At 59.1% G+C, this 10,994-nt stretch carries 10 protein-coding genes; 1 reads left to right on the forward strand and 9 read right to left on the reverse strand.

The annotated features are described in order from the left end of the window. The first annotated feature begins 7 nt into the window (after window positions 1-7). Window positions 8-1,990 carry a type II and III secretion system protein gene (locus OHL18_RS12555; protein ID WP_263375191.1) on the forward strand — a complete coding sequence of 661 codons (1,983 nt, stop codon included), beginning with the start codon at window positions 8-10 and terminating at the stop codon, window positions 1,988-1,990. 15 nt (window positions 1,991-2,005) lie between these two features. Here OHL18_RS12555 and OHL18_RS12560 read toward each other — a convergent pair whose 3' ends face one another. The 9 genes from OHL18_RS12560 to OHL18_RS12600 all read right to left on the reverse strand — a co-directional run bounded on the left by OHL18_RS12560 (window position 2,006) and on the right by OHL18_RS12600 (window position 10,991). Continuing rightward, a complete protein-coding gene (locus OHL18_RS12560; RefSeq protein ID WP_263375192.1) occupies window positions 2,006-3,436 on the reverse strand; it encodes an MFS transporter in 1,431 nt (476 codons plus the stop codon). A gap of 26 nt (window positions 3,437-3,462) precedes the next feature. Then, window positions 3,463-3,966, reverse strand: a complete 504-nt coding sequence (locus tag OHL18_RS12565; protein ID WP_263375193.1) for a hypothetical protein — start codon at window positions 3,964-3,966, stop codon at window positions 3,463-3,465. 57 nt (window positions 3,967-4,023) lie between these two features. Continuing rightward, a complete protein-coding gene (ilvC, locus tag OHL18_RS12570; RefSeq protein WP_263375194.1) occupies window positions 4,024-5,049 on the reverse strand; it encodes a ketol-acid reductoisomerase in 1,026 nt (341 codons plus the stop codon). 188 nt (window positions 5,050-5,237) lie between these two features. After that, a complete protein-coding gene (ilvN, locus tag OHL18_RS12575) occupies window positions 5,238-5,861 on the reverse strand; it encodes an acetolactate synthase small subunit (RefSeq protein WP_263375195.1) in 624 nt (207 codons plus the stop codon). 123 nt (window positions 5,862-5,984) lie between these two features. After that, window positions 5,985-6,524: a hypothetical protein gene (locus tag OHL18_RS12580; RefSeq protein ID WP_263375196.1), complete on the reverse strand. Its 540-nt coding sequence runs from the start codon at window positions 6,522-6,524 to the stop codon at window positions 5,985-5,987. Between the two features lie 9 nt (window positions 6,525-6,533). Further along, entirely contained in the window at window positions 6,534-8,342 is a 1,809-nt protein-coding gene (gene ilvB / locus OHL18_RS12585; protein ID WP_263375197.1) for a biosynthetic-type acetolactate synthase large subunit, read from the reverse strand. A 4-nt stretch (window positions 8,343-8,346) separates the two neighbouring features. Next, window positions 8,347-8,685, reverse strand: a complete 339-nt coding sequence (locus OHL18_RS12590; protein ID WP_263375198.1) for a hypothetical protein — start codon at window positions 8,683-8,685, stop codon at window positions 8,347-8,349. A 40-nt stretch (window positions 8,686-8,725) separates the two neighbouring features. Next, window positions 8,726-10,390: a dihydroxy-acid dehydratase gene (gene ilvD, locus OHL18_RS12595; protein WP_396274451.1), complete on the reverse strand. Its 1,665-nt coding sequence runs from the start codon at window positions 10,388-10,390 to the stop codon at window positions 8,726-8,728. A 76-nt stretch (window positions 10,391-10,466) separates the two neighbouring features. Beyond that, window positions 10,467-10,991 (reverse strand): hypothetical protein, encoded by a 525-nt coding sequence (locus OHL18_RS12600; protein WP_263375200.1) that lies wholly within the window; start codon window positions 10,989-10,991, stop codon window positions 10,467-10,469. Window positions 10,992-10,994: the final 3 nt, after the last annotated feature.

A 10,994-nucleotide genomic window follows, 5' to 3' on the forward strand; every position in this document is an offset into this window, starting at 1 on the left:
AAGTCGGATGAGACTTCCCGCGGACCTTTCGCCTAGACACGATGGCTTCAGCAAGCGGCGCTGCCGCCGATGCGTCCTCGCTGCGTTTGAGCTTGGCGCTTGTCTCTGCCTGGCCTGCGCATCCTCGTTCGCACAAGCTTCCGGTCAGAGCACCGATCCTGGCATTACGACATCCGTCACCGGTGCCGTCTCCCAGCAGCGCAATCCAAAGAACAACACCCACGCGAAGGAAAACGCCAAGGCCGAAGAGGCCTACATCGAGGGCGCAAGGCTGCTCGAGCGCAACGACCGCGAAGCAGCCGAACGCCAGTTCCAGCTTGCTTCCAGCCTGGCCCCCGACAACCGCGACTACGCCCTCGCCGTGACTTCCATCCGCGAAGGCCGGATTGTGGAACTGATTCACCGCGCGGGCAAGGCGCGCATCGAAGGCCATGCGATCGAAGCCGAAGCCCTTCTGGCGCAGGCCCGCAAGATCGATCCTGACAATCCGCTGCTGGCCCAGCACCCCAATCCCAACGAGCCCGTAAAGAGTTCAAAGGTCGACTCGTGGATACTCGATGGCCCGCGGCTCGCCGGTCCCATCGAGTTGAAGCCCGCGCAAGGTCTGAAGAGCTTCCATATTCACTCCTCCCTGCCCGAGGCCCTTCGCCAGCTGGCCGCTGCATACGGTCTGAAGGTTGTGGTCGACAGCACCGTGCCACAACAGCAGGTGAAGTTCGACCTCGAAGACGTCACCTACACGCAAGCCATACGCGTTCTGAGCCAGATGGGCACCGTCTTTACGGTTGCGCTTACTCCGGACAGCTTCTTCGTCGCCGTCGACAATCAGGAAAGCCGAAACAAGTACCAACACCAGGTGCAGGAGACGATCTACGCGGCGGGCATGACCAACGAGCAACTGGCAGAGCTTGGCAACATGATCCGGAGCGTCTTCGAGGTCAAGCAGGTCACGGTGCAGAACAGCTTTGGCACACTGGTCGTCCGTGCGCCGGCGGACACGCTGGAAGCTCTAAACCTGACGCTGCGCGACCTGTTGGAAGGCAACGCCGAGGTGATGATCGACCTAAAGCTTTACAGCGTCGACAAGACCTCCACGCGGAACATCGGAGTTTCGCTTCCCTCACAGGCGGGAGCCTTCAGCCTTGCCGGCGAGGCGCAGAGCCTCGTAGCATCCAATCAGTCCCTCATCAACCAGGCCATCGCGCAGGGTCTCGTTCCCGCAGGCACCAGCAATATCGAGATCGTCCTCGCCCTGATCAAGGCGGGCCTCATCACCAGCCCTCTGATCTCCGGGCTCCTTGCGACCGTTGGCGGAGGTATCACCACGGCGGGCATCTACTCGACAACGACGTCCTCGCTGAACTTCGCCTTGAACTCCAGCGACACCCGTGCGCTCGATGAGATTCAACTCCGGGTCGGAGACCGGCAGAGCGCGACCTTCCGCGCTGGCTCAAAGTATCCCATTACGCAGTCCACTTATTCGACAACCAGCGCCGCCACCACCTCGTCGCTCGCCGGGGCCACAGTCAATGGGGTCAGCGTGGCCAGCCTCCTGAATGCCGCGACCACTGCCACCACGCCCCAGATTCAGTACGAAGACCTCGGTCTCACGTTGAAAGCCACACCCACGATTCAGAAGTCGGGCCTGGTCAGCCTTCATCTCGACCTCAAGATCGAGTCTCTGGCTGGCGGCACCAACGACAACATCCCCATCCTGACAAACAGCTCCCTGACTTCGGACATCACGGTTGCTGATGGAACGACGGCGTTCCTCGTCAGCAATATGAACAAGAGCCAATCGGCAGCAGTGACGGGAGTTCCAGGGCTGAGCGATCTTCCCGGTTTTCAAAGCACCCCAGACCTGCTACGCACGACCGATGTAGGCGAACTGTTGATGGTGATCACACCGCACCTCGTCCGCAAGCGTTCCAACGACACCGCTGGCCCGATCATCCCGATCAATGTGCCCGCCTCTTCGACATCCGAATAAAGAGTCGCGAGGTTTCTAGACGAGGTCCGCCTCAACCTCGTTGTGTATCACCAGGTGTCCACTCGTAGCAGCTCCCGCATCCGCCGACAGCCCGAGGCTGTCGAAGACCGGAGCCAGCGTCAAAAGCGACATGCAGAGGATCGCCACATGAAAGTCGTTGAGATGCGGCGCGGCAGCTTCATGGCCGTGCGCGTGTGCGACCAGCCGTATCGTCACTGCGCCGACAGCGACACCCACGCCCATAGACAACTGCATCACCGCCGAAAGAAAACCGTTCGCCTGCCCCATTCGCTCCGACGGAATCTCCGTATAAGCAAGGGTGGTCATGCAGGTGAACTCCAGTGACCGGGCGGCCCCATGAAAGTACAGGATGGCAACGATCAACAAAGGTGGTGTGCCCGGAGAGATGACAGCACACAGCGCCACAGATCCCGCAGTAATCACTCCGTTCACAATCAATATTCGCCGGAAACCGAACCGCCGCAGCACCTGGATGACGAACCCTTTCATGCTGAGATCGCCGGCAAACAGCGCCAGTAGATACAGCCCCGACTGGAAGGCAGTCATGCCAAAGCTGATCTGGAACATCAGGGGCAGGAGAAACGGCAGAACCGCGACAGCAACCCGGAAGCCGCTGGCTCCATAGATGGAAAGCGCATACGATTTCAGCTTCATCGACTCCAGATCGATGAAGGGATAGCTTGATCGTCGCGCCATGAAGACCGCCAGCACTCCGCTTACGACGCTCAGCGCGAGAATCAACAGCGCGGACGAGGTAGCCATCGCCGCCCCGCCCAGACTCTCAAGCGCATAGACCAACCCTGTAGAAGCCAAACCGGCAAACAGGAACGTAAGCCAATCGAACGGATGACGCTCTTCCGAGCGCAGGTTCTCCACCCATAAAAGCGTCAGTGTCAGCGCCACCGCACCCAGCGGCAGGTTCAAGAAAAAGATCCAGTGCCAACTAAAGTAGGTCGTGATAAATCCGCCCAGCGGAGGTCCAACGACCAAGGCGGTGAGCGCCGGCCACGTCATATAGGCGATCGTTTCGGTGAGGTCTTCCTTCGGCGTATCGCGCAAGACGATCAACCGCCCAACGGGAAACATCATCGCCCCGCCAAGCCCCTGAACGACTCGCATGAGCGTGAACTCGGTCAGCGTATGCGCCAGACCGCAGAACAAAGACGCCACTGTGAAGACACCAATCGCAGCAGCAAAGACACTACGCGAACCGAACCTGTCTGCCACCCATCCGCTAATGGGGATGAACACCGCGAGCGCCAGCATGTACGCCGTCATCCCGATATTCAGATGGACAGCACCGACGTTGAAGCTCTTCGCCATCTGCGGCAACGCCGTCGCGATGATCGTGCCGTCCAGCATCTCCATGAAAAGAGCAGCAGCCACCAGCGTCGTAATGTAATACCGCGAACGGACCTTCGACATACTCCATCTATTTTACGAGCAACGAGCTACTTCTTTGTCCCCGACCACTCCAGGTACGACTTAAACACCGTAGCCCCCGGCGGCTCAATCTGGAACTTCCCAGTCATCACCGCCCCCTCAAGGTGATACATGAGCCGAAACTTTGGCCCCGGCGCGCTCGTGAGGAACACCACCGTCTTTGCGTCCGGAAAGCTGATGTCGTAGTGGAGAACGTGGCCTTCGTTGTCTGCATACAGAGCGTGCGGCGTCGCATCGCCCATGTCCTGATAGATCGTCAGGAGGTCATGATGCTGGCAGTCAAAGCTGGCCGGCCCCTTGCACGTGTCCGCGGAGCCCGTCCGCGTGATGACGGTGCCATTAAGATCGGCCTGAAACGTGTACGTCCCAAGCGAGGTAGCTCCCGCGCTTCCCTGCACATTCGTGGCAGCCGTCCACGTTCCGAGAAGGAAACCGAAGCCAGCGAACGAAGGCGGTGCCTGGGCGACCATGCGAACCGACATGAAGGCGAACAAAAAGAGAAGACGACGCATGGCCATTTATAGCACCACGCGCCGCCAGTGGAAAACTTCATTTCAATAATTCTGAAACTACGCCTTCACAACCGCTCCATCGACAACCTTGACCGGATCGAGGAACGGCATCGACTTGCGCAGCTCCGCGCCGACCTGCTCGATCTGGTGGGCTGCCTCAGCCTTGCGAATCCGCGCGAACTCATGCCGCCCAGTCTCGTTCTCTTCGATGAACTTCTTCGCGAACGTGCCGTCCTGAATGTCGTTCAGCAGGCCCTTCATCGCCTTCTTCACATCAGCCGTCACGATGCGCGGCCCGGCGACATAGTCGCCCCACTCCGCAGTGTCCGAGATCGAGTGCCGCATGTACTCCAGGCCACCGCGGTACATCAGGTCGACGATCAGCTTCAGCTCGTGCAGCACCTCGAAGTACGCCAGTTCCGGCTGATATCCGGCCTCGACCAGCGTCTCGAAGCCAGCCTTCACCAGCGCCGAAGTTCCGCCGCACAGCACCGCCTGCTCGCCGAAGAGGTCCGTCTCGGTCTCTTCCGTGAACGTCGTCTCGAGCACGCCAGCGCGCGTGCATCCGATCGCCTTCGCGTAGCTCAGTGCCAGTGCCAGAGCGTTGCCGCTCGCATCCTGCTCGACCGCGACGAGCGCCGGAACACCACCGCCCTCGGTATAAACCTCACGCACGCGATGGCCCGGCGACTTCGGCGCAACCAGCGAAACATCGACGCTTGCCGGCGGTTCGATCGTGCGGAAGCGGATGTTGAAGCCGTGCGCAAACATAAGGGTCGCATCGGACTTCATGTTCGGCGCGATCTCCGCGTGGTAGACCTTCGCAGCCGTCTGGTCGGGCGTCAGGTTCATGATGACGTCGGCCCACTTAGAGACCTCGGCGACGGTGTCGACAACCAGCCCTGCCTTCTCCGCGCGAGCCGCGTTGGCCGAGCCAGCACGAAGCCCAACCCGGACATCGACGCCCGAGTCCTTCAAGTTCAATGCATGGGCGTGGCCCTGCGATCCGTAACCGATAATTGCGACCTTCTTCGCCTGGATAAGAGAGAGGTCCGCGTCTGCGTCGTGATATGCCTTTGCCATGTCTGTCCGTTTCTTCCTTTTCTTCAGTTAGTAAATCTTTCTCGATAGCAACAATAGCGTCTTGTACATCAAATCCAGCCCGACGCCACGACTCCGTTCTTGTCGAACTTGTCTTGCTTGAGGGCACGCTTCAGCCCTGCCACAAAATTCCTCGCTTGCCACACGGCTTTAGCCGCTGAGGTACTTGTTTACTCCTCTTCCTCATGCACATCGTCAAACTCATTCGGAAGAATCTCCTGGGGCGAGAGCTTTACGCCGCCGGTGAACGAAGAACCATTCGCGCCACCGAGCGCCTTCACCACCTTGCTCGTATGATGCCCGCGCCGCATCGCCATACGTCCAGTCCGCGAGACCTCGAGAATGTTGTAGCCGCTCTCGGTAATCACCTGGATGAGCCCTTCAATCTTCGATGCAGCTCCAGTCATCTCCAGCATGATCGACTCTGGCGCAAGGTCGACGACCCTTGCGCGAAAGACGTTCGCCAACTCGAAGATCTGCGACCGTGAGTGCTGTCCCAGCGGATGCGACGGTCCAGCCTCGACCTTAATCAGGCAGAGTTCGCGAATCACCGCCTCGCTTCGCCCGACCTCATCCACATCGACCGTAATCTCAAGCTTGTACAGCGACGCCTTGATGCGGTGCGCCGCATGCTCCGGCGCTTCGCAGACGATCGTCATCCGCGAGACATCCGCGCGTTCCGACTCACCCACCGTCAGCGACACGATATTAATATTCAGCCGCCGAAACAGCGAGGCCACCCGAGTAAGAACTCCCGGCTTGTCACTTACCAAAGCTACAAACGTATGCAGCATATTCCCTTTCAGTTACACCAACCACTACCTAACCCTTGTCGTCCTTCGCAATTTCCGATCACAGCCTCATCGTGATCGAAAATCGCGGAGGATCTGCTTCTCGAGCTTGCCACGAACGCTCTTCTAACTCCCCTTCACATAAACCTTTTCCGAATCCCACAACTCCGTCTCTTTATCCCCATCGCGAATCACTCCTCGATCCAGCTCCTTATTCGCGTATCCGCCGTAGGTATAGTCCCCAGCTCCGTTATAGTGATTCCCGCACGGTAACGCCCCATCTGCATACTTCTCCGCCGCACACTTCGTCCCGCGATAGATATGAAACCAGACTAGCGGCTTGCGATCATCTACCAGCTTCTGACTCACCTTCAGGCTATCCAGCGTCCTTGCATGCGCCGCATCCCGCAACTGCCACAGAATCGCCTCGATCTCATCATCCGTGGCATCGGGCTTCGTCACCAGCGTGATGATGCTGTCATGCGTATGAAACACCTTGAACGCTGGGGGCTTCACGCTGGGCCGCGCGGGATATACAACCGCAGGCTCTGCGGCCTTCGACTGCGTGACCGGGGCAGCAGGGTGCGAACTCTTGCATCCGGCGGCAAGCATTGCCAGCACGCCCGAAGCAGCAAGGTTCGCGATCCATGGAGATCGAAGGTTCATGCGCGCTCCTTACTCATCCTCACTCGTCTCAAGCAAGGGATCCTTCGTCGGCCGCCTCACCATCTCATGCAGAGCCGCACCCGGAGCGATCATCGGATACACACCATCTTCTTTTTCTACCTGAAAGTTAATCAGAAACGCCTTTCCGCTCGTCCGTGCTTTTGTAACCGTGGGAGTTACATCCTTCCGTTTGCTCACGGTCGCGCCGTCGATGCCATGAGCTGCCGCCAGCATCACAAAGTCCGGTGAAAGAATGGGCGAAGCCGAGTAGTTCTTGTCATAGAACGCCTCCTGCCACTGCCGCACCATGCCCAGAAATCCATTGTTGATCACGGCGATATTGATCGCGTAGCCCTCCTGCACAATCGTCGAAAGCTCCGACGCCGTCATCTGGAATCCGCCATCGCCCGCGATCACCCAGACGTCCTTCTCCGGGCAAGCAGCTTTCGCTCCGATCGCCGCCGGTAACGCAAACCCCATCGTGCCGAGACCGCCGGATGTGATGAGACTCCGCGGCGCGTCGTGCTTGTAGTACTGCGCCTCCCACATCTGGTGCTGGCCTACATCGGTCACAATCACCGTCTGCGCCAGCCTTCCCGCAGTGAGCGCCTCGCGCCAAATGTCGTTGATCACGTGCGCCGCATACAGGTGTCCGTTGTCTGGCAGGTTGATGATGTCCCGCACCGACGCCGTCCCCTTCATCGCGTCGATCTCGCGCAGCCATTCCGTCGGCGGCTCGCCGTACGACTTTTCGCTCGCCCTGTCCCACGTCTCAGCCGCAACCGGAGAATCACCCAGCATCGGTAGCAGCGCATCGAGCACCTTCCGCAGGTCGCCGATCAGCGCCACATCCACCTTCACGTTCTTGTTTACTTCTGATGGGTCAATGTCGATATGGATCTTCTTCGCGTTCGGAGCGTAGTGCGCGAGGTTGCCGGTCACGCGGTCGTCGAAGCGCATGCCAAAGGCCAGCAGCAGATCACTCTGCTGGATCGCCTCGTTCACCCAGCTCTCGCCGTGCATGCCCATCATGCCGAGCGAGAGGGGATGATACGTCGGGAATGCCCCAAGGCCGAGCAACGTGCTGGCCACCGGAATCTGACGGCGCTCAGCGAAGTCGATCACCTGCTCGCGCGCGCCCGACTCCACGATGCCGTGGCCGGCAAGGATGAGCGGCCGCTTTGCCGCCTTGATCAACTCAATCGCGTCCGCGAAGGAGTTCGTCTCCGCCTTCAGCATCGGATGCGGTCGCGCCGGCTCGGGCGCTGCAGCCTCAAAGCTGAACGCCGCCATGGCCTGCTGCGCGTCTTTCGTAATGTCGACGAGCACCGGGCCCGGGCGACCCGACCGAGCCACCTGGAAGGCCTTGCGGACCGTACCAGCGATGTCTTCGGCACGCGTGACAAGGTAGTTGTGCTTCGTAATTGGCAGCGTGATGCCGGTGATGTCCACCTCTTGAAACGCGTCGCTGCCCAGCACCTTCGACGACACCTGCCCGGTGATGCAGACGATCGGAATCGAATCGAGCATCGCCGTCGCAATGCCGGTCACAAGGTTGGTCGCACCCGGCCCGGAGGTCGCCATGCACACGCCCACCTGCCCCGATGCCCGCGCATAACCATCGGCCATATGCGAAGCTCCCTGCTCATGCCGCACCAAGACGTGGTGGATAGGAAACTTGCGCAGCGCATCGTAAATAGGCAGAATCGCACCGCCGGGATAGCCGAAAACAGTAGTAACTCCCTCGCCGACAAGCGTGGCCCAGAGAATTTCGGCTCCTGTTAGTTGCGGGTATGTATTGCTGCTTTCCTGCGTCATAGAATCACCGTCCAAAGTTGTTGTAAGCAGCTCTAACACCGCCCTGAAGCACTTCGTGTGTCACAAAGAGCATGAAGATCAGAAGGACTGCGCCAAGGACACGAGCACCAACCTCTCGTTCGAACTTCGATTGCTGCGAGCGTCCCTGCCACATAATTGCCATCGATGTTTCTTTAGACCCAAACAGGGCCATCACGCCAACGTAGGTCATGGTCAACCATGTGAAGCTCGCAGCAATTAGAAGCAGTTCCTTACTCTTCCATAGAAAGAGAGGAAGAAAAGAAACGAAGCTTAACATAGCCAGGTAGCCAGCAATTGAAGCTGTCTTGATTCGTCTCGTCATCCCACCCTCCTGTCGTTATTGATTCATGAGACTTGAATGACTAGGTCGTTACCGCTCCCTCACTAGCACTACTCACACTCTTCGCATACTTCGCGAAGACTCCCCGCTTATACCTGGCCTCCGGAGCCTTCCACTCCTTCAGCCGTAAAGCAATCTCATCCGCCGAAACCTCCAGCCGCAGCTCGCGCTTGGGAATGTCGAAGGTAATCGTGTCGCCCTCGCGCACCGCGGCAATCGGGCCGCCAAGTTGCGCCTCAGGAGCGACGTGGCCCGCCATCAGCCCGCGCGTGGCTCCCGAGAAGCGCCCGTCGGTAAGAAGAGCGACCGTCTCAGATAGTTCAGGAATACCCTTGATCGCCGCCGTCACGGCCAGCATCTCGCGCATGCCCGGTCCCCCCTTGGGCCCTTCGTAGCGAATCACAAGCACGTCCGACGGATTGATCTTGCCTGCCTCAACCGCGGCATGGCAGTCGTCCTCGCAGTTGAAGATCCGCGCCGGGCCCTGGTGGAACAGGCGCTCGTGCCCGGCCACTTTGATCACGCAACCCTCCGGCGCGAGGTTGCCCTTCAGGATCACAAGTCCACCCGTAGCCTTCAGCGGCTTGTCGAGCGTATGGATCACGGGCTGCCCCGGCGTCTCGACCGCAAGCGCTGCCTCTTCTGAAATTGTTCGGCCAGAGACCGTCGGCTGCGATCCATCCATCAGACCCGCGTCGATCAGGCGCTTGGCTAGCACGCGCGATCCGCCCGCCTCCTGGTAGTCCGTGGCAGCATACTTGCCGCCGGGCGAAAGATCGCAGATAAACGGCGTCTTCTCGCTGATGCGGTCGAAGTCGTCCATGCTGAGCGGAATGCCAAGCTCGCTCGCAATCGCGATCAGGTGCAGCACCGCATTGGTCGAGCCGCCGCTGGCGCAGACCGCGACGATCGCGTTGTCGATCGCCTTGCGCGTAAGGATCTTGCTCGGCCGAACGTCATGCCGGCAGAGGTCCATGATCATGCGTCCCGCCTCGCGGCTCGCGCTCGCCTTCTCGGCCGACATCGCGGGAACGCCCGTCAGATTGAACGGCGAGATGCCAAGAAACTCGCCTGCCATCGCCATCGTGTTCGCCGTAAACTGGCCCCCACAGGCTCCCGGGCCGGGGCAGGCCGCTGCCTCGAGCGCCTCAAGCTGGTCGTCATTGATCTTGCCCGCGGCGTGCGAGCCCATGCCCTCGAAGACGTTCAGGATGGTGATGTCCTTATGCGTACCATCGGGCTGAGCAAGCTTACCCGGCGCAATGCTGCCGCCATAGAGCATAATTCCCGGAATATCCAGCCGCGCCATCGCCATAATGGTTCCGGGCATATTTTTATCGCAGCCGGCGATGCAGACAATTCCGTCAAATAAATTGCCGCGGGCTACCAACTCGATAGAGTCGGCGATCACCTCACGTGAGATCAAGCTGGCCTTCATGCCCTCGGTGCCCATGGTGATGCCGTCGGAGATAGTGACAGTATTGAACTCCATCGGCGTCCCGCCCGCATCGCGAATTCCCTGCTTCACCGCGGCGGCGACTTCGCGCAGGTGGAAGTTACAGGGGCCAATCTCCGTCCAGGTATTTGCCACGCCAATGATCGGCTTATGCAGGTCTTCCTTCGAGAAGCCTACGCCGCGCAGATAGCTCCGCGCCGCCGCGCGCGATGGGCCTTCAGTCAACGCCACCGAATTTCGTTTTCCTTCGATTCTGCTGCTCAACCCTTTGCCCTCTCGTTCTTTCGGTATTCCCGAATAATCCCGCCTATTTAGGCGCTGTAATAATCTTCAGATAGTCCATCAGCTTGTCGATGACATCAGGCTCGTTCTTGTGTACATGTGCGAACGAAAGCCCCTTCGGAGTACCTTCTCCGCTGACCGACCAAAGTACAACATGCGACTTAGGATCAACTACATTGAGAAACACCAAGCCTGGGCCAGTAAAGGCGTTTCCAAACCTAAATTCCAGAATGAGATCGCAGGAGGAAGGGTCTGTGACTATTGAAAAGCGGTTCATGTGCTGCACGGCTGAATAGACCTCGTCGTACATCCTGTCGCTATCCGCATAAGTCGCGCCAAAGTTGTTCGAGATAAAGACCGATTTAGCAGCCGCAAGTTGCGGCGGCTTCGGAGTACTCGGAATATACTGTGCCCGAGCAATTTCCATGGTCTCCATAAAACCTCCGCCAAGAAGCACCAAGAACAGCAAAACTCTTGCCGTCCGTGCGCCTCGCAGAGACTTATGTTGAACAATCGCCGAATTTTCTTCCCCAACCTGTTGACCGGTCAAACC

This window comes from Granulicella aggregans (assembly GCF_025685565.1).
Lineage (GTDB): Bacteria > Acidobacteriota > Terriglobia > Terriglobales > Acidobacteriaceae > Edaphobacter > Edaphobacter aggregans_B.